This window comes from Streptomyces sp. NBC_00435 (assembly GCF_036014235.1).
Taxonomy (GTDB): Bacteria; Actinomycetota; Actinomycetes; order Streptomycetales; family Streptomycetaceae; genus Streptomyces.
Map to the genome: position 1 here is coordinate 4,688,756 of NZ_CP107924.1, position 17,666 is coordinate 4,706,421.

The window sequence follows — 17,666 nt, forward strand, 5'->3', positions numbered from 1 at the left end:
GGCTCAGGCCTCCTGCAGTTCGGCCCGGCGCAGCGCCCGGTGCACCCCCTCCGGGGTGAGTACGCCGATCAGCGCGCCGGAGTCCGGATCCGTGACCCCGATCCGGCCCGAGTCCTCCTGCAGCAGCAGCGCGAGCGCCTCGCGCAGACTCGCCCCCAGCGCCACTTCGGCGGTGGGGGCCTTTCCGTCCGCGGCCGACAGGTCGGCCTGCGCCACCGGGGTGACCGCGAGCCGCTTCAGCCCCCGGTCGGCGCCGACGAAGCCGGCCACGTAATCGGTCGCGGGGGCGCCCAGCACCTCCGCCGGGCGGGCGAACTGCTCGATGGTGCCCGCTCCGTACACCGCGATGCGGTCCCCGAGCCGGATCGCCTCCTCCAGGTCGTGGGTGACCAGCAGGATCGTCTTGCGCACTGTCTTCTGCAGGGCCAGGAACTCGTTCTGCAGCCGCTCGCGCACCACCGGGTCCACCGCGCCGAACGGCTCGTCCATCAGGAGGACCGGCGGATCCGCCGCGAGCGCGCGGGCCACGCCCACGCGCTGGCGCTGCCCGCCGGACAGCTGCTCGGGGTAGCGCCCCCCGTAGACGGCCGGGTCCAGCCCGACCAGTTCGAGGAGTTCCGCGGCCCGCGCGCGGGCCCTGGCCTTCGGGGTGCCGATGAGCTGCGGCACGGTGGCCGTGTTCTCCAGCACCGTCTTGTGCGGGAACAGCCCGACCTGCTGGATCACGTAGCCGATGCGGCGGCGCAGTTCGACCGGGTCGGCGGCCGCGATGTCCTCGCCGTTCAGCAGGATCCGGCCGGATGTCGGCTCGATGAGGCGGTTGACCATCTTCATGGTGGTCGTCTTGCCGCAGCCGGACGGGCCCACCAAGGTGACCAGTTCGCCCTCCGCGACCTCGAAGGACAGGTCCGCGACGGCCGTGGTCCCGTCGGGGTAGCGCTTGGTCACTTGCTCGAATCGGATCACAACGCCATCCTTCCCTACCCGCGCCGCGGGTTTGTGAAGGGCGTGTTGCCCCAGTGCGAAGGATTCCGGCCATTGTCGGCGGTGGGGGTTATGGTCGCTCCTACGTACGTGTGGGGACGGGGGTGAGGACGGATGGCCGGGCAGAGCTGCCTGGTGGCGAACGACTGGATCTGCTGGGACTACGTCACGTCCCGCTCCCAGGAGCTCACCGATGCCACCCTCGAGCACGTCTGGATCACGGTGGTGTCGGTGCTGATCGGCGTCGCCGTGTCCGTCCCGCTCGCGTTGCTGGCCCGCCGCGGGCGCCGCTGGGCGGCCCCCGTCCTCGGCGTCACCACGCTGCTCTACACGGTCCCCTCGCTCGCGATGTTCTCGCTGCTGCTGCCGGTCTTCGGGCTCTCGGCGGCGCTGGTGGTGACCGGGCTGGTGCTGTACTCGCTGACCATCCTCGTCCGCAACCTCCTGGCCGGCCTCGAAGGCGTTCCCGAGGAGGTACGGGAAGCCGCACGCGGGATGGGGTACGGTCCGGGCCGGCTGCTGTGGCAGGTCGAGCTGCCGCTGGCGCTGCCCGCGCTGCTGGCCGGCGTACGGATCGCCACCGTCTCGACGGTCGCGCTGACGACGGTGGGCTCCATCGTCGGCAAGGGCGGCCTCGGCAATCTCATCGCACCGGCCGTGAACAGTTCCTTCAAGGCCCAGGTGCTCACCGCCTCGGTGCTGTGCGTGCTGCTCGCGCTGGTCGCCGACCTGGCCCTGCTCGGCCTGCAGCGACTGCTGACGCCCTGGACGCGCGCGGCCGCCGCCGGAGGGGCCTGATGGGAGTTCTGGGACAGGCGTGGGACTGGCTGGCGGACGGCGCCAACTGGTCCGGGGAGAGCGGGGTCTGGCACCGGCTCGGCGAGCACGTGTACGTCAGCGGGATCGCCCTGGCGCTGGCCTGCGCGGTGGCCCTCCCGGTCGGACTGTGGCTCGGTCACCTCGGCAAGGGCGGCGGCCTCGCCGTCAACGTCTCCAACATCGGGCGGGCCGTGCCGGTCTTCGCGGTGCTGGCGCTGTTCATGGTCTCCCCGCTGCGCAACGCCGGGTACCTGCCCACCATCGCCGCGCTCGTGCTCTTCGCCGTACCGCCGCTCCTGACCAACGCCTATGTCGGCATGCGAGAGGTCGACCGGTCGGTGGTCGAGGCCGCGCGGGGCATGGGCATGTCCGGCGGCCAGCTCTTCTGGCGGGTGGAGCTGCCGCTCGCGCGGGGTCTGGTGATGACGGGCCTGCGCTCGGGCGCGGTCCAGGTCATCGCCACGGCCACCATCGCGGCCATGGTCGGCCAGGGCGGCCTCGGCCGGATCATCACCGCCGGCTTCAACACGTACAACACCCCGCAGGTCGTCGCGGGCGCCCTGCTGGTCGCCGCGCTGGCCCTGCTGGTGGAGGGCGCGCTGGTGGCGGCCGACCGGCTGCTGCCGGGTGCGGCGTCCCGCTGAGCGGGGCCCGGCCGCACCGCCCGCGCCGCATCCCCTCCACCCTGTACCCCGCCCCCCTGAAGGAGATTGAGATGAGCAAGTCCACGCGCGTCCTCGGCGCGGCCCTGGGGGCCGTCGCCCTGACCGCATCGCTCGCCGCGTGCGGCGGCGACAGCCTGGAGAAGACCAAGGACGGCGGTTCGTCGGCCTCCGCGTCGGCCGAGGGCGCGAAGGGCGGCAAGCTGGTCATCGGCGCCGCCGGCTTCACCGAGTCCAACGTGCTGGCCGAGCTGTACGCGCAGGTCCTCAAGGACGCCGGGTACTCCACCTCCATCACCACGGTCAGCAACCGCGAGCTGTACGAGCCCTCGCTGGAGAAGGGCGAGATCGACGTCGTCCCGGAGTACGCGGCGACCCTCGCGGAGTTCCTCAACGCCAAGGTGAACGGTTCGAAGGCACCGGCGGAGAAGGCGGTCGCGTCCAGCGACGTGGCGGCGACCGTGGCGGCCCTGGAGAAGCTGGCGGTCCCGCTGGGGATCAAGGCGCTCGCGGCGGGCTCGGCGGTCGACCAGAACGCCTTCGCGGTGAGCAAGGAATTCGCCACGAAGAACAATCTCAAGACCCTTTCCGATCTGGGCAAGTCGGGTCTGAAGGTGAAGATCGCGGCGGGTGACGAATGCTCGGTGCGGCCCTTCTGCGCCCCCGGATTGCAGAAGACATACGGAATCGATGTTTCCGGTATTGACCCGAAGGGTGTCGGAACCCCGCAGGCCAAGCAGGCGGTGAAGGACGGCGCCGACCAGCTGGTGCTGACCACCACCACGGACGCCACCCTCGACAGCTACGGCCTGGTCCTGCTGGAGGACGACAAGAAGCTCCAGAACGCCGACAACGTCCTCCCCGTGGTCAACGCCAACGACGCCGGCGCCCCCGAGATCGCGGCGGCCCTGGACAAGATCACCAAGGCGCTCACCACGGCCGACCTGGTCGAGCTGAACCGCAAGGTCGACGCCGAGCGCGCCAAGCCGGCGGATGTCGCGAAGGCCTATCTGGAGTCCAAGGGGCTGCTGAAGAAGTAGGAGTTGTGCCTTTCGTACGGCAGGTGGGGTAACTGCTCGGAAACAGATTCCCGAGCGGCTACCCCACACCCTGTCAACGCCCTGTAAATTTCAGGCCATGCCCCGTGGACGCCACCGCAATCCCGAACCTCTTCACCGGCTGCTCACGCCGACGACCGTCGCCGGTGTGTCCGTCGCCGGTGCCGGCGCCGCCTGGCTGCTCGCGGAACCGATGGCGCTGCGCCTGCTCGTGGCCGCCACGGCGGCCGCCGGGGTCGTCGGCGCCGTCGTCATGCGCTCCTGGGACCGGGCGGCAGGCCGCCGGGTCACCGAGCTCGGGCGCGAGCGGGTCAAGGACGAATGGCGTACGGACGAGCGGATAGCCGAGCTCGAATCCGACCTCGAAGAGGCCCGAGTGCTGCGCGGCAAGCTCGATGCCAAGCTGCGGGCGAAGCGGGTGGAGCTCGCGGGGCTGCGCGGCGAACACGCCTCGCTGCTGCGCCGGTACGCGACTGCCGAGACCGAGCGGGCGAGCGCCCTGGAGCGGCGCCGGCTGCTGGCCATCGAGGCCGCCGGGCCCCTGGCCGCGGGCGCCTCGGGGGCGAAGGAGCTTCCCGCCGTCTCCGAGGAGCGGACCTCGGCCGGAGCGGCCACCTCGGTCGGCTTCGCCCGGGCCAACGCCGCGCTGGCGGCCCTCGCCGGCAAGGCGGACGGCCCCCGGACGGCGAAGCCGGCGGCACTGGAGGCCCCCGCGACTCCGGCCCCCAGGACCCCCGAGCCCCCCAGGACCGCCGGGACCACTGAGGCTGCCCCGGTCGCCGGGGCGGCTCCGGCGGCGCCCGCAGCGCTGGAGGCGCACTCCCGGCCCGCGCTCGCCGGCCCGGCACCCGCCGGCCCCGCGGCCGCCGTCCCCGCGCGCCGGCTCGCGGCCACGGTGGCCCCGTACGCCGCCCAGCGGCGGCCCGCCTCGCGCGTCGAGGGCGGCTTCGACTTCTTCGGCACGAAGACCGCGGCGCAGGCCCGCGCGGTCATCGAGGCCGTCCAGAACGAGGACCTGGCCGACGTGGTCGGCGCGGAGGTCCTCGCGGTCCACAAGGCGGAGGCCGCCCAGGGCGTGGAGCCGGAGTTCAAGGCGCCCACCGCCGAACAGCGTGCCGTGGGCCAGGTCATCGACCTGACGGCCCATGACGAGACCGAGCCGATCGACGTGGTCCGGCTGCGCAGCGCGATCTCCTAGCGCTGTGACCCGCTAGCGCAGCGAGTCGAACCAGCGCACGGCCTGCGGCGCCGAGCGGACCGCCGAGGTGAAGTGGTCCGCGTCCGGACCCTGGTCGACGACGTCCGCCCGGACCCCGTGGCGGGCCAGATCGGTCGCGCAGGCACGGGCATTGGCGATCGGCACGTCGGTGTCGCCCGCGCCCGCGTAGAGGCGCACCGGGACGGCGGGCTTCCAGTCGCAAGCCCCGTCGTTGGCCGTCAGGACCTCCTGCAGCGCGCCCCTCGGCCGGCGTACGTTCGCGGCCCACTCCGGGGTGAGCAGCTGGTCGGGGCCCGCGGGGAGTCCGGCGACGATCTCCTCGAAGGGGTGGCTCCCGTCGAACAGTCCTTCCACAGCCTGTGCATAAGGCGCCCGGAACACCTCGGAGGGGTCCTTGTAGAGCGGGTGCAGCCTGTTCTGCGCGGTGAGGAAGTAGGAGAGGTAGAAGACGGCGGAGGCCGGGGCGACGCTGCCGTCGGCGATGCCGGGCAACTCCGAGCCGCTCAGGTCGTAGGGCCCGGCGATCGGGGCCAGCGCGCGCAGCCGGAAGCCGTCACGGCCCGTCGCGAGCTGCCGTCCGAGCGCCATCGCCACCTGGCCGCCCTGGGAGAAGCCGGTGGCGTACACGTCCCGGGTGACGGTGCGGCCCAGCCGGTCGCCCGCGGTACGGGCCGCCGTCAGCATGTCGACCGAGGCGGTGACCGAGGACCGGGTGTCCATGTACGGGTGGGCGCCGGGCCCGGCGCCCAGGCCGAGGTAGTCCGGGGCGGCGACGGCGCGGCCGGCGGAAGCGTGCAGGTAGGGGGTGAGCCGGTTGTAGCCCGCGCCCCCGGACGGGGCGTCGTCGCGGGTGGCGACCGTCCCGTGGGTGTCGGAGACCAGGTCGAGCCGGTGCGGGCCCCCGCGGGGGAGGACCAGGAGCCCGGTGGCCGTGGTAGGGCGGCCCTGGGGGTCGACGGTGGCGTAGGTGAGGCGGTAGGCGGCCGTGCCGTACCGGACGGTCGAGGCGTCGAAGCCGAAGGAGGAGAGCCGGGAGGCGACTTCGGCGCGGCCGACGCTTTCCAGGGGAGTGACGGAGATCAGCCGGCCGCGGTGGCTCTGCGAGGCGGCGGTGGCCGTGGCGGTGGCGCTGGAGGCCGCTGCCTCTTGCGCCGGCCCTTGCTCCGGAGCCGGAGCCGGAGCCGGTGTCGCGAGCGCCGCGGGTGCGGCGAGGCCGCCGAGGACGGCTGCGAGGGCGGTGGCAGCGGCGCCGCGCCGGAGCCACTGGCGGCCGCTGTGCTTCTGCTGGGTCGTCATGCCTCCGAAGCTACGGCGCCCCCCGCACCCCCAACATCCGGCCGCCCCAACCCCGTTAGGGGTGCTACCCCCCCAGGGCTCCGAGGCTGTGCCCGGCCCGCCGTGGGGCTAGAACAGCGGGAGCTGGCCCGGGTGGGGGGCCGGGGCGAAGCCGTCCAGGGTCGGCGCGGAGGCACCGAGCATCACGCGGGCACGGGAGCCGGGGCAGGAGACGAGGTCACCGCGCCCCCGCCCCGAGGGCGGGTCGTGGCGGGCGATCCGCCCGGCGGTGACGGCGCAGTCGCGGCCACAGGAAGGGCAGGCCCGGCGGGGTGAGTGGGACATGCCCCAAGTCTGCCCTGCCCCGAGGACACCGGCACTCCTGCGCCGGCCCCTCAGGGTTCGCGGGTCGTCAGCCAGGTTTCGTGCGCTTGGGTGATCCGGGTCCACAGGGTCGCGCGGTCTGCCGGGGTCAGGTCGTCCAGGTCGCGGCCGAAGAGGGACGCCAGGGTGGAGTAGAACTCCTCCGGGCTCTCCAGTACCCGCTCCGTGTCCCCCTTCGCCGGGTCGATCCGGCTCAGCACCCGCCCCCGCAGCACGTCGATGCCGTCCGCGTCGCGCCGCAGGGCCGCGAAGGCCCGTACGAAACCGGAGTCCTCGGCGGTCGACAGCCGGACGTGCTCCGCCTCGAAGTCGGCCGTCGAGGCGGGATTCGAGCGGAAGCTCACGATCGGGGCGGAGCTGCCCGGGTGGCGGTAGATCCAGTCCGCCCCGTCCGCCCCGTCCGCCCGGTCCAGCCGTTCCAGGGAGTAGGTGAAGGAGCCCTGCTGGTACGAGCCCTCGCGCAGCGGCAGCGGCTCGTACGGGCCGTCGCCCAGCCCGGCGTCCACGAAGTACTCCGCGGCCCCGACCCGGACCGTGAGCGCGAGGTGGTTGCCGCTCGGGCCCTGCGCGGCGGACTCGGCCTCGGACTCCTTGTACACACCGCCGACATGGCGGGTGACCTCGTAGCCGAGGTGGTCCAGGAGCGCGGCGAAGGCCCCGTTGAGGTGGAAGCAGTACCCGCCGCGCCCGGCGGCGAAGCGGCGCGCCGACAGCTCCGGGTCGATGCCCGGCGCGCGGCCGAGCTGGATGTCGAGGTTCTCGTACGGAACTCGCTCCAGATGGGCCCGCTGGAGGGCGAACAGTCCCTCGGCGGACGGGACACCGTGGTCGCCGATGCCGAGGCGACGCAGATAGTCCGCGTATATGCCGGAGGTGCCAGAGGTGCCGGAGGTGGCAGAGGTCATGCGGGCAGCCTAGATCGCGGCCCCCTCCTTCGGCACCGTCACTTGTCGATGTCGCCCACCACGAAGAACAGCGAGCCGAGGATCGAGACCATGTCCGCGACCAGCTGGCCGGGCAGCAGTACCGCCAGGGCCTGGATGTTGTTGTACGAGGCCGAGCGCAGCTTGAGCCGGTAGGGGGTCTTCTCGCCCTTCGAGACCAGGTAGTAGCCGTTGATCCCCAGCGGGTTCTCGGTCCACGCGTACGTCTCGCCCTCGGGCGCCTTCAGTACCTTCGGCAGGCGCTGGTTGATCGGGCCCGGCGCCAGCTCCGCCATCCGGTCCAGGCAGGCCACCGCCAGGTCCAGCGCGTTGTGGGTCTGCTCCAGCAGGACCTCGAAGCGGGCCAGGCAGTCCCCCTCGGTGCGGGTGACCACCTTCAGGACGTCCTGGAGCTCGCCGTAGGCCAGGTACGGCTCGTCGCGGCGCAGGTCGAAGTCGACGCCGGAGGCGCGGGCGATCGGGCCGGAGACCCCGTACGCGTGGACGGCCTCGGCGGACAGGACGCCGACGCCGCGCGTGCGGCCCCGGAAGATCTCGTTGCCGCGGACCAGGTCGTCGTAGACGTGCATGCGGGTGCGGACGTCGGCGATGGCCTCGCGGGCCCGGCCGAGCCAGCCGGCCGGGAGGTCCTCCTTGAGGCCGCCGACCCGGTTGAACATGTAGTGCATGCGGCCGCCGGAGATCTCCTCCATGACGGCCTGGAGCTCCTCGCGCTCGCGGAACGCGTGGAAGATCGGGGTGATGCCGCCCAGTTCGAGGGGGTACGAGCCGAGGAACATCAGGTGGTTCAGGACCCGGTTCAGCTCGGCGAGCAGCGTGCGCATCCACACGGCCCGCTCGGGGACCTCCATGCCGAGCATCCGCTCGACGGCCATGACGACGCCCAGCTCGTTGGAGAACGCGGACAGCCAGTCGTGGCGGTTCGCGAGCATCACGATCTGGCGGTAGTCGCGGGCCTCGAAGAGCTTCTCGGCGCCGCGGTGCATGTAGCCGACCACCGGCTCGGCACTGACGATCCGCTCGCCGTCCAGGACGAGCCGCAGGCGCAGCACGCCGTGCGTGGAAGGGTGCTGGGGGCCGATGTTGAGCACCATGTCGGTGCTCTCCGCCGCGCCGCCGATGCCGACCGTGGTCTCCGTCATGCGCGCATTCTCGCAGCCCTAGGCTGGGGCAATGGAAACGGGGACAGAGGGTGAGACGGGTCCACCCGAGTGGGTGGGGCTGCCGGGCGGGTTGCTGACTCTTCGCAGACTGCTGCTGGTGCTGTGGATGACCGTGCTCGCGGCGGTGACCGCCGTCGTACTGGGGCTGGCGGTCGGGCCGGCGTGGGCGGCCGTGGGGGCGTTCTGGCTCGCGGTACTGGCCTGGGGCTGGGTGCTGCTCGGGCGGAACTGGCGCTCCTGGCGCTACGCCGAGCGCGCCGACGACTTGCTGATCAGCCGGGGCGTGATGTGGCGGGAGCAGACCGTGGTCCCGTACGGCCGGATGCAGCTGGTGGAGGTGACCTCGGGTCCGCTGGAGCGCCGCTTCGGGCTGGCCTCCGTACAGCTGCACACGGCCGCGGCGGCGACGGACGCCAAGATCCCCGGGCTGGCGCCCGAGGAGGCGGAGCGGTTGCGCGACCGGCTGACCGAGCTCGGCGAGGCAAGGTCGGCGGGCCTGTGAGCGCCGCCGGTCCCGCCGGGCCCGCATCACCGCTGCCCGGCCCCGCACCGGATCCCGGTCCCGCACGGGAGTCCGGTGCCGGTGCCGCGCCCGTCTCCGAGCGGCGGCTGCACTTCCTGACGCCGCTGCGCCGCGCCTGGGTGCCGATCGCCGCGACCATCGGCATCGTCGCCCAGCAGGGCGAGAACGTCTCGGAGTGGGTCACGGCGGTCTCCATCGCCCTGCGGGTCCTGGCGCTGGCCGCGCTGGTCCTCGTCTTCGGTGTGTACGGCTTCCTCAGCTGGTGGTTCACGCACTACGCCGTCACGGACACCGAGCTGCGCATCCGCAGCGGCCTCCTCTTCCGCCGCACCGCCCACATCCGCTTGGACCGCATCCAGGCGGTCGACGTCACCCGCCCCCTGCTGGCCCGCTTCGCCGGAGTCGCCAAGCTCCGCCTGGACGTCATCGGCACCGAGGAGAAGGACGAGCTGGCCTTCCTCAGTGAGAAGGACGCCGTCGCGCTCCGCGCCGAGCTGCTGGCCCGCGCGGCCGGCTTCGACCCCGCCGAGGCCCTCGTCCTGGGCGAGGCCCCCGAGCGGGAGCTGCTGCGTGTGACCCCGCGCGACCTGGCGGTGTCGATGCTGCTCACCCTTTCCACCCCGGCGGCCGTGGTCGGCGGGCTCGCCGCCCCGGTGGCCGTGTGGTGGCTCAGCTCCAGTCCGTGGGCGGCCGCCGTCGCCCTGCTGCCGGTCCTGGGCGCGGTCTGGAAGGGCACCGCCGGCCGCTACCTCACCGAGTACGACTGGACGGTCGCCGAATCCCCGGACGGGCTGCGCCTCGACCACGGACTGCTCGACCGGGCCCACGAGACGGTGCCGCCGGGCCGCGTGCAGACCGTACGGATCGTCGAGCCGCTGCTGTGGCGGCGGCGCGGCTGGGTCCGGGTGGAGCTCGCGGTGGCCGGCTCGAAGAACGATGTGCTGGTCCCGGTGGCCACCCGGTCCGCCGCCCATGCCGTCGTCGCCCGGGTGCTGCCCGGCGTCGACCTCGCGGGCCTCGTCTTCGCGCCGTCGCCCCGGACCGGATCCCGCTGGGTGGTGCCGGTGTGGTGGAAGGGGTACGGACTGGCCGTCTCCGAGGACGTGTTCGCGGCGCGCCACGGCCGCCTGTGCCGGCGTACGGAGATCGTCCCGCACGCCAAGGTGCAGAGCGTGCGCCGCTCCCAGGGCCCGTGGGAACGGGCCCGCGGCGTGGCCGACGTCCACGTGGACACCGGCGCGAACGCGACGGTCACGGCCCGCCTGCGCGGCTCGGCCGAGGCCGACGCGCTGCTCCACGCCCAGGCGGCCCGCTCCCGCACCTCCCGGGCCACCGCCCGCCCGGACCGCTGGATGACCTGAGCGACCCGAGCGGGCCTGAGTGGCCCGACCGCCCCCGGGCGGCCCGAGCGGCCTGACGGCCCCGGCGGGCTCAGCCCGTCGGGACCTGGAGGGTGGCGCGGCCCGTCAGGGCGCGGTGGTCGGAGCAGTACACCCGGGTCACCGGCAGGACGATCTGGTTGTCCGGGCCGACGGCCTTGCAGTCGCCCGGGATGTTCTGCGCCTGCGCCGAGTAGGTGCCCTCGGGGAGTTTGCCGCGGGCGATGATCAGGTCGATCTTGGGGTGCGGTCCGCAGGCCGGCTGCCCGGCGGCCTCGCGCGGGGGCAGCGCCGTCCACGTGCCGTAGCCCGGGCAGTGGGCGGCGTTGTTGTCGTCGAGCTCGGTGTGCCTCTTCATCAGGGGCTTCAGCCGCACGTACTGCTTGAGGTCGGGCTGGGCGTTGAAGTCGCCCGCCACCAGATAGGCCTGCTTCGCCTTGGCGAACGAGTCCAGGACCCGGGCGACCTCGGCCAGCTGCTGGGAGTTCACCTTCCGCTGGGAGCTGCTGCGGGGAGTGGGCAGGGAGCGGTTCGAGCCGGTGATGTGGACCGTGCAGAACTTCATCCGGGGCTGATCCGTCAGCGGGGCGCACAGCATCTTGCGGTCCTCGACGCCCCGGCCCACGGCCGTCAGCCTGGTCTTCTCGCCCTTGGTGTAGTCCTTGGGTAGCAGGTACTCCTCGGACGTACCGAGCTCATGGCTGCTGAGCAGCGCGTTACCGAATCCGCCGCCCCGGCAGATACCGGTACCGGCGTCCCGGGTCACGGCGAACCGGGCATGGGCCTCGGGCACCGTCCACCCCGAGACCTCGGCGAGCCCGTCGCGGATGGCCTCGTACTGGTCCTGGCAGATCTCGTTGAAGGAGATGAAGTCGGGCTGCGCCGCCGTGATCGACGTGATGGCGTCCTGGACGAGGCCGGTGTCGGTCCGCCCGCGGTGGAGGGCGCTGCCCGCCACGTTCCAGTGGAACACCGAATAGGTGCGCGCCTCGGTGATCCCCGGGTCCGGGTCCGGGCCCGGATCCACGTACGAGTCCGAGTCCGAGTCCGCGTCCGGGGAGGCGGACTGGCAGCCCGCCGTGAACAGGATCGCCAGGGCCAGTGCGGCCGCCCCCAGCACCGCGGTGAGCGGCGAGCGCCCGCGGCGGGCCCGGGCGGCCCGGGGTATGGAGCCCTCGGCGGTGGAGGGCAGTTCTGCGGTGCGCACGGTCTACAGGGCCCCGCCGCCCGCGCGGACCAGCCCGGTCTCGTACGCCAGGACCACGACCTGCACCCGGTCGCGCAGGTTCAGCTTGGTCAGGATGCGGCCGACGTGGGTCTTGACCGTGGCCTCCGACAGGACCAGGCGGGCGGCGATCTCGCCGTTCGACAGGCCCTGGGCGACGAGCATCATGACCTCGCGCTCGCGCTCCGTCAGCCGCTCGACGTCCTTGTTGCGCGGCTCCGCGGAGGTGGACGGGAGCATCGGCGCGAAGCGGTCCAGCAGCCGGCGCGTGGTGGACGGGGCGACGACCGCGTCGCCGCTGTGCACCGAGCGGATCGCGGCGAGGAGTTCGCCCGGGGGGACGTCCTTGAGCATGAACCCGCTGGCGCCCGCCTTCAGGCCCGAGAAGGCGTACTCGTCCAGGTCGAAGGTGGTCAGGATGATGACCTTGGGGTGTTCGTCCGGCTCGCAGATGCGGCGCGTCGCCTCCACCCCGTCGAGCCGGGGCATGCGGACGTCCATCAGCACCACGTCCACCTTCGTGGCCCGCAGCACCTCCAGCGCCTCCAGGCCGTCGCCGGCCTCGGCGACGACCTCCATGTCGGGCTGGGCGGCGAGGACCATGCGGAAGCCGGTGCGCAGCAGCACCTGGTCGTCGACCAGCATCACGCGGATGGAGGGGCTGGTGGGGAAGGACATGGTCACCTTTTCTTGAGGGGAAGCAGGGCACTGATCCGGAAGCCGCCTCCGGGCCGGGGACCCGCGTCCAGGGTCCCCCCGACCATACCGATGCGTTCGCGCATGCCGATCAGGCCGTGGCCGGCGCCGTCCGCGCCGCCGTCCTCGTACAGTTCGTGGGCCGCGCCCCGGCCGTCGTCCTCGACCAGCAGGCCGAGCCCGTCGTCGAAGTACACGAGTCGCACGCTGGCGCTGGCGTCCGGGCCGCCGTGCTTGCGCGTGTTCGTCAGCGCCTCCTGCACGATCCGGTACGCCGTCAGCTCCACGCCGCTGGGCAGTTTGCGCGGGGCGCCCTCGACCTCGAAGTCCACCGCGAGCCCGGCCGCGCGGACCTGCTCGACCAGGACCTCGATCTGTTCCACGTCGGGCTGCGGCACGTAGTCCTCGGACTCCTGCGGTTCGCCCGTGCGCAGGACGCCCAGCAGCCGGCGCATCTCCGCGAGCGCCAGGCGCCCGGTGCCGGAGATGGTCTGCAAGGCCTCCTTGGCCTGCTCGGGGGCCACGTCCATCACATAGGCGGCGCCGTCGGCCTGGACCACCATCACCGAGACGTTGTGCGCGACGACGTCGTGCAGCTCGCGGGCGATCCGGGCGCGCTCGGCGGCCACGGCGACCTTGGCCTGGGCCGCGCGCTCCTGCTCCAGGCGCTGGTTGCGCTCGACGAGCTGGGCGTAGTAGGCGCGGCGGGTGCGCAGGGAATCGCCCGTCACCCAGGCGAGGGCGAAGGGGACCATCATGAACAGGACGAACATGATGCTCTCGGGGCCGGACGCCCCCTTGTCCACGCCGACGCGCACGAAGTACAGCGGGGAAGCGAGCAGACCCCAGCCGAGGGCGGTGCGCGAGAGCCAGCGCGGCACGTCGGCGGCGGCGATCGTGAAGAGCACGACGAGCATGGCGAAGTCGTGGACGTCCGCGATGCCGCCGATGGCCAGCTGGTAGAGGCCGGTGACTACGGTCAGCCAGAACACCGGCACGGTCCACTTGCGGCGCAGCGCGACCGCGCTGCTCAGGGCCACCACAGCGGGCGTGGCGAGCAGCGCCTCGCCGGTGGTCTGGTGCGTCGAGGCCACGGATGCCATCGAGAACCCGAAGAGGAGGACGGCCCAGAAGCTGTCGACGCCGGTCGGGTGTCTGCGGAGGAAGTCGTAGAGGCGCTGCACGTAACCCAGAGTAGGGAAGCCGGATAGGTGCTGGAGTCAACCAGAGGGGCGATCCACATGGCGAGGGAGTACTACCGGAGGTGGAGGCGACCATAACCTTTCTCCAGTGAGCACTCAGGGTGAAGGCACGGCGCAGAGGGGGCCGGTCCGCTGGCGGACGGCGATGGAGCGGGCGCTGTACGGGCCCGACGGCTTCTACCTACGGCCCGGCGGTCCGGGCCCCGCAGGGCATTTCCGCACGTCCGTGCATGCCTCGCCGCTCTACGCGGGAGCCGTGGCCCAGCTGCTCCTGTGGGTGGACGAGGAGCTCGGCCGTCCGGAGGAGCTGGACCTGGTCGACGTAGGGGCCGGGCGGGGGGAGCTGCTGGCCGGGGTACTGGGGGCGCTGCCCGCGGAGACGGCCGCGCGCGTGCGGCCGTACGCGGTGGAGCGCGCGGGGCGCCCCGGCGGGCTGGACGAGCGGATCCGGTGGGTGAGCGAGCCGCCCGGGGGCGCCAGGGGGCTGCTCTTCGCGAACGAGTGGCTCGACAACGTACCGCTGGACCTCGCCGAGGACGGACGTTACGTGGAGGTCGCGCGGGACGGTACGGAGAGCGAGGGCGGCCCTGTGGAGGGGCGGGACCGGGCCTGGCTGGAGCGGTGGTGGCCGGGCCCGGGCCGTGCGGAGATCGGGCGGGCGCGTGACGAGGCCTGGTCGGCGGCCGTCGCGGCCGTCGAGCGGGGCCTCGCGGTCGCGGTGGACTACGCCCACACCCGGGACGCCCGCCCGCCCTTCGGGACGCTGACCGGATTCCGGGCCGGTCGGGAGGTCGCGCCCGTGCCGGACGGCGGCTGCGACGTCACGGCCCACGTGGCGCTCGACGCGTGCGCGGGGCCCGGGGCGGTGCTGCTGACCCAGCGGTCGGCGCTGGCGGCACTCGGAGTCTCCGGGGCCCGGCCCCCGCTCGCGCTGGCCTCCGCCGACCCGGCGGCGTACGTCCGGGCCCTGTCCCTGGCCGGGGAGGCGGCGGAACTCACCGCGCGCGGTGGCCTCGGAGACTTCGGCTGGCTGGTGGAGCCGGTCGGCGTCCGCCGGTGGCCCGGGTAGCGGCCGGGGCTCCGCCCAGGACCCCGCTCCTCGAACGCCGGAGGGGCTGAAGAGATCGCCTCGAACGGCGGCGGGGCTGGATTCATCCAGCCCCGCCGCCGTTCGAGGTCCGGGTCCGGACTACTGCGTCACGTCGTGGTCGTGACCCTCGCGCAGGCCGCCACCGCCGGCACCGCCGGTGCTCGGCGCAGAGACGACGGGCCGGCTCAGCGGAGCCAGGTCGTACGCGTAGTGCCCCACCGCGTTCGCGATGACGTCGACGTTGATGTCGAGCGCCTTCTGGTCGATGTTCGCGATGGTGTCGCCCTTGCCGTGGTAGTTCACGTCGTACGCGACCCCGGCCTGGCCACCGAACTTCGCCGCCTGCGCCGCCGTCTTGATGCCCTCGGCGCCCGTGTCCGTACCGCCCGACGGGATCCCGGCCGCGATGAACGGGCCGTAGTCGGAGCGCCCGGTGAAGTCCGAGCCCTCGTGCGGGATGCCGCGGCCGTCGAGGAAGTCGGTGATGCCCTTCTCCAGCTGCGCCGAGCCCTCCGGGCCGGGGCCCGAGCCGACCTTGTCGGAGTCGTCGCCGTCGTAGACGAAGTAGGCGGAGTTCGGCGAGGCGATCATGTCGAAGTTCAAGTACAGCTTGATCTGCTTCCTCTGCGCGTCCGTCAGTCCGTCGACGTACGCCTCGGAGCCGAGCAGGCCGAACTCCTCCGCCGACCACCAGGCGAACTTGACCTTGTTCTTGATCTTCGACTGGCTGCTCGCGAGCCGCTGTGCGACCTGGAGGATGCCGGCCGAGCCCGAGCCGTTGTCGTTGATGCCCGGGCCCGCCTTGACGGAGTCCAGGTGGGCTCCGAGGAACACGGTGTTGTTCTCGTCGCCGCCGCGGGTCTCCGCGACGACGTTGTACGTCTTGCGGCTCTCCCGGAACTCGCGGATGTCGAGGGTGACCGAGACCGGCCCGGCCGCGGCCTCGGCGGCGAGCTTCTCGCCCTCCTCCTGGGAGACGCCACCGGTCGGGACCTTGCCCGCGTCCGCGGCACCGAGGGTGCCGTTCAGGGCGCCCGCCGTGTTGTTGTAGATGACCGCGCCGACCGCTCCGGCCGCCGCCGCGTTCGCCTGCTTGATCGCGAAGGTGCAGCCGCCGCGCTTGACCAGGGCGATCTTCCCGGTGAAGGCGCCCGCGGCGAAGTCGCCGGGCTCGCAGCCGTTCGTACCGTCCGCGTCGACCGGGGCGACGGCGAGCTGGGCCGTCACGCCGTTCGCCGGGCCGCTGGCGGTGTACGTCATCAGTTTGACCGGGACGTCGCGGCCCGCGGCACCGTTGACCTTCAGGGTCTCGGCGATCGTCTCGACGTACACGAAGTCGAACTCGTTCCTGGTGACCTTGTACCCGGCCGCACGCATGACGGCTTCGACGTACTTGGCCGACTGGACGTGGCCCTTGGAACCCGCCACGCGGGTGCCGTCGTTGTAGTCGGCGAGGGCCTGGAAGACCTTCAGGTGGTTGTTGGCACCCTTGCCGGTGGCTTCCTTGACCAGTTTCCTGGCCAGCGCGTCACCCCGGGCGGCGTCGCTCTGCGGGCTGCCGGTGGCTCCGGCCGGTCCGGCGAGCAGCAGCGGGGAGACAAGGGCCGCGGCCGCCAGGGCGGCGGTGGCTGCGGCTATACGGCGTGAGGGCATGAAAGTCCTTCCACGGCAGGTGCGGGTCAGGTGCGGTGCGTTGCGTGGGGGGATCGGTGGACGCACGTTAAACACCAAGTGGCGGCCATGGCCAGAGTTTTCGCTGATTTCGGTTTATGAAATCCGTATATCGGTGATTCCGCGCCGTCGAGAACCGGCCAAAGGCCACTCTTCGAGCTAGCGGAGAATGCCCTCGATGAAGTCGGATCCGATACGGGAGACGGCCGCGAGGTCCAACTGATGCTGGACATAACGCCCTTGACGGCGGGTTTGGAGAAGCCCGGCCTTCTTCAGCACCGCCAGGTGGCGGGAGACCTCCGGGGCGCTGATCCCGTGCGCGGCCGCCAATTCGCCGGTCGTGTAAGGGGCACGCGCCAGATTGCGGCACAGCAGCATCCGCATCGGGTGGGCCAAGGCCTCCATGCGCCGCTGCAGCAGTTCCACCGACCCGGGGGACGCGGCCAGTTCGGGAGAGCCGAGCGGATAGTGGATGACCGGACGCCAGCCCGGTGCGTGCAGCACCAGCAGGTGGGGCCAGCCGAAGTTCGTGGGCACGAACAGCAGCCCGTCGCCTATTCGGGGATCGGTGGCGGTCGTGGAACCGTGGACCATCTTGTCCACCGTGACCGTGGTCAGCCCCTCGTCGACGCTCAGCGCCGGGGAGACCTCCTTGAGGGCGGCCGCCAGCCCCTTGCGCCGCAGCAGCTCCGTCTTGTGGCGGACGTCCGCGCTCTGGCGGGGTTCGATCCGGCGCCAGGTCTCCGCGAAGAAGGCCTCGTCGCAGTCCTCCAGCAGCCGGCGCAGCCAGACCCGTACCCCCGCGGTGTCGTCCAGCACCCGCACGGCGAACGCCAGCTGGGCGGGTCCGCGCGCGGAGGCCGTCTCCAGGGCCTTGGCGCGGGCGAGCGGATCCGAGAGCGGCGAGGGCCCGCCGCCGTCGTTGTACAGCGCCAGCCGGCAGTGCTCCAGGGCGGCCGTCACGAACCGCTCGTCGTCCAGCCGGTCCAGTACGTCGAGCTCGGCGGCCAGCGTCGCGGCGGGCCGGCCGGAGCCGCCGGGGATCCCGGCCCAGGCCATGAAGATGTCGGCGAAGGAGCTGCGCCACATGAAATCGCCCTCCAGCAGCCGGTCCGCGAGCTCGGGTTCGAGCGCGGCGGTGGTGGTGGAGGTCCAGGAGGCGAGCCCGGGATGGTGGCCGGGCTGGGAGAGCGCGTGCAACGCCATGCAGAGCTCCGCGAGGGGGGACGGCGCGAAGCCGATCCCCTCCGCGGGGAGCCCGGTGATGCCGATGGTGACGCTCATCGGATCATTCTGCCGGTGCGCCGGCCGCGCGGTTGACGGGGCGCGTCGGACTTTCCCCCGTCCGGCCGTGCGGGGTGGCCGCGCAGCG

General features: G+C 72.7%; 17 protein-coding genes. 7 read left to right on the plus strand and 10 right to left on the minus strand.

Features of this window, described 5'->3' with window-relative positions:
• Nucleotides 1-3: 3 nt before the first annotated feature.
• Nucleotides 4-966 (minus strand): ABC transporter ATP-binding protein, encoded by a 963-nt coding sequence (locus OG389_RS21555; RefSeq protein ID WP_328300102.1) that lies wholly within the window; start codon nucleotides 964-966, stop codon nucleotides 4-6.
• 132 nt (nucleotides 967-1,098) lie between these two features.
• Between OG389_RS21555 and OG389_RS21560 the strand changes: the two genes are divergently transcribed.
• The 4 genes from OG389_RS21560 to OG389_RS21575 all read left to right on the plus strand — a co-directional run bounded on the left by OG389_RS21560 (nucleotide 1,099) and on the right by OG389_RS21575 (nucleotide 4,721).
• Nucleotides 1,099-1,782, plus strand: coding sequence for an ABC transporter permease (locus tag OG389_RS21560; RefSeq protein ID WP_328300103.1), 684 nt, complete (start codon nucleotides 1,099-1,101; stop codon nucleotides 1,780-1,782).
• Nucleotides 1,782-2,447 carry an ABC transporter permease gene (locus OG389_RS21565; protein WP_328300104.1) on the plus strand — a complete coding sequence of 222 codons (666 nt, stop codon included), beginning with the start codon at nucleotides 1,782-1,784 and terminating at the stop codon, nucleotides 2,445-2,447. The genes OG389_RS21560 and OG389_RS21565 overlap by 1 nt, the downstream gene beginning before the upstream one ends.
• 71 nt (nucleotides 2,448-2,518) lie before the next feature.
• A complete protein-coding gene (locus OG389_RS21570) occupies nucleotides 2,519-3,505 on the plus strand; it encodes an ABC transporter substrate-binding protein (protein ID WP_328300105.1) in 987 nt (328 codons plus the stop codon).
• A gap of 97 nt (nucleotides 3,506-3,602) precedes the next feature.
• Nucleotides 3,603-4,721, plus strand: coding sequence for a hypothetical protein (locus OG389_RS21575; RefSeq protein ID WP_328300106.1), 1,119 nt, complete (start codon nucleotides 3,603-3,605; stop codon nucleotides 4,719-4,721).
• Nucleotides 4,722-4,733: 12 nt separating this feature from the next.
• Here OG389_RS21575 and OG389_RS21580 read toward each other — a convergent pair whose 3' ends face one another.
• From OG389_RS21580 to OG389_RS21595, 4 genes are all read right to left on the minus strand, one after another.
• Entirely contained in the window at nucleotides 4,734-6,038 is a 1,305-nt protein-coding gene (locus tag OG389_RS21580; protein ID WP_328300107.1) for an alpha/beta hydrolase, read from the minus strand.
• A gap of 108 nt (nucleotides 6,039-6,146) precedes the next feature.
• Nucleotides 6,147-6,362 (minus strand): hypothetical protein, encoded by a 216-nt coding sequence (locus OG389_RS21585; protein ID WP_328300108.1) that lies wholly within the window; start codon nucleotides 6,360-6,362, stop codon nucleotides 6,147-6,149.
• A gap of 50 nt (nucleotides 6,363-6,412) precedes the next feature.
• Nucleotides 6,413-7,306 (minus strand): arylamine N-acetyltransferase family protein, encoded by an 894-nt coding sequence (locus OG389_RS21590; protein ID WP_328300109.1) that lies wholly within the window; start codon nucleotides 7,304-7,306, stop codon nucleotides 6,413-6,415.
• A gap of 38 nt (nucleotides 7,307-7,344) precedes the next feature.
• Nucleotides 7,345-8,487 (minus strand): NADH-quinone oxidoreductase subunit D, encoded by a 1,143-nt coding sequence (locus tag OG389_RS21595; protein WP_328300110.1) that lies wholly within the window; start codon nucleotides 8,485-8,487, stop codon nucleotides 7,345-7,347.
• 31 nt (nucleotides 8,488-8,518) lie between these two features.
• Between OG389_RS21595 and OG389_RS21600 the strand changes: the two genes are divergently transcribed.
• Nucleotides 8,519-9,010, plus strand: coding sequence for a PH domain-containing protein (locus tag OG389_RS21600; protein ID WP_328300111.1), 492 nt, complete (start codon nucleotides 8,519-8,521; stop codon nucleotides 9,008-9,010).
• The gene (locus OG389_RS21605) at nucleotides 9,007-10,392 is read left to right on the plus strand and encodes a PH domain-containing protein (RefSeq protein ID WP_443059319.1); all 1,386 of its coding nucleotides are present in this window, start codon (nucleotides 9,007-9,009) and stop codon (nucleotides 10,390-10,392) included. The genes OG389_RS21600 and OG389_RS21605 overlap by 4 nt, the downstream gene beginning before the upstream one ends.
• Before the next feature lie 70 nt (nucleotides 10,393-10,462).
• Here the strand turns inward: OG389_RS21605 and OG389_RS21610 are convergent, their stop codons facing one another.
• The 3 genes from OG389_RS21610 to OG389_RS21620 are packed head-to-tail and all read right to left on the minus strand — an operon-like array spanning nucleotide 10,463 to nucleotide 13,515.
• Nucleotides 10,463-11,617 (minus strand): endonuclease/exonuclease/phosphatase family protein, encoded by a 1,155-nt coding sequence (locus tag OG389_RS21610; protein ID WP_328300112.1) that lies wholly within the window; start codon nucleotides 11,615-11,617, stop codon nucleotides 10,463-10,465.
• A gap of 3 nt (nucleotides 11,618-11,620) precedes the next feature.
• Complete coding sequence (locus OG389_RS21615; RefSeq protein WP_328300113.1) at nucleotides 11,621-12,313, minus strand: response regulator transcription factor; 693 nt, start codon at nucleotides 12,311-12,313, stop codon at nucleotides 11,621-11,623.
• A gap of 2 nt (nucleotides 12,314-12,315) precedes the next feature.
• Nucleotides 12,316-13,515, minus strand: a complete 1,200-nt coding sequence (locus OG389_RS21620; RefSeq protein WP_328300114.1) for a sensor histidine kinase — start codon at nucleotides 13,513-13,515, stop codon at nucleotides 12,316-12,318.
• Between the two features lie 163 nt (nucleotides 13,516-13,678).
• Here OG389_RS21620 and OG389_RS21625 point away from each other — a divergent pair, with 163 nt between their 5' ends.
• Nucleotides 13,679-14,602, plus strand: coding sequence for an SAM-dependent methyltransferase (locus OG389_RS21625; protein ID WP_328303970.1), 924 nt, complete (start codon nucleotides 13,679-13,681; stop codon nucleotides 14,600-14,602).
• A 120-nt stretch (nucleotides 14,603-14,722) separates the two neighbouring features.
• Here the strand turns inward: OG389_RS21625 and OG389_RS21630 are convergent, their stop codons facing one another.
• Together OG389_RS21630 and OG389_RS21635 are read right to left on the minus strand one after the other, a co-directional pair.
• Nucleotides 14,723-16,276, minus strand: a complete 1,554-nt coding sequence (locus OG389_RS21630; RefSeq protein ID WP_328300115.1) for a M28 family metallopeptidase — start codon at nucleotides 16,274-16,276, stop codon at nucleotides 14,723-14,725.
• A gap of 177 nt (nucleotides 16,277-16,453) precedes the next feature.
• Nucleotides 16,454-17,578, minus strand: coding sequence for a DUF5937 family protein (locus OG389_RS21635; RefSeq protein ID WP_328300116.1), 1,125 nt, complete (start codon nucleotides 17,576-17,578; stop codon nucleotides 16,454-16,456).
• Nucleotides 17,579-17,666 lie beyond the last annotated feature (88 nt).

Coding starts and splice junctions, on each gene's coding strand:
- OG389_RS21560 (WP_328300103.1), top strand. CDS start 1,099: ATGGCCGGGCAGAGCTGCCTGGTGGCGAACGACTGGATCTGCTGGGAC.
- OG389_RS21565 (WP_328300104.1), top strand. CDS start 1,782: ATGGGAGTTCTGGGACAGGCGTGGGACTGGCTGGCGGACGGCGCCAAC.
- OG389_RS21570 (WP_328300105.1), top strand. CDS start 2,519: ATGAGCAAGTCCACGCGCGTCCTCGGCGCGGCCCTGGGGGCCGTCGCC.
- OG389_RS21575 (WP_328300106.1), top strand. CDS start 3,603: ATGCCCCGTGGACGCCACCGCAATCCCGAACCTCTTCACCGGCTGCTC.
- OG389_RS21580 (WP_328300107.1), bottom strand. CDS start 6,038: ATGACGACCCAGCAGAAGCACAGCGGCCGCCAGTGGCTCCGGCGCGGC.
- OG389_RS21585 (WP_328300108.1), bottom strand. CDS start 6,362: ATGTCCCACTCACCCCGCCGGGCCTGCCCTTCCTGTGGCCGCGACTGC.
- OG389_RS21590 (WP_328300109.1), bottom strand. CDS start 7,306: ATGACCTCTGCCACCTCCGGCACCTCTGGCACCTCCGGCATATACGCG.
- OG389_RS21595 (WP_328300110.1), bottom strand. CDS start 8,487: ATGACGGAGACCACGGTCGGCATCGGCGGCGCGGCGGAGAGCACCGAC.
- OG389_RS21600 (WP_328300111.1), top strand. CDS start 8,519: ATGGAAACGGGGACAGAGGGTGAGACGGGTCCACCCGAGTGGGTGGGG.
- OG389_RS21615 (WP_328300113.1), bottom strand. CDS start 12,313: ATGTCCTTCCCCACCAGCCCCTCCATCCGCGTGATGCTGGTCGACGAC.
- OG389_RS21625 (WP_328303970.1), top strand. CDS start 13,679: ATGGAGCGGGCGCTGTACGGGCCCGACGGCTTCTACCTACGGCCCGGC.
- OG389_RS21630 (WP_328300115.1), bottom strand. CDS start 16,276: ATGCCCTCACGCCGTATAGCCGCAGCCACCGCCGCCCTGGCGGCCGCG.
- OG389_RS21635 (WP_328300116.1), bottom strand. CDS start 17,578: ATGAGCGTCACCATCGGCATCACCGGGCTCCCCGCGGAGGGGATCGGC.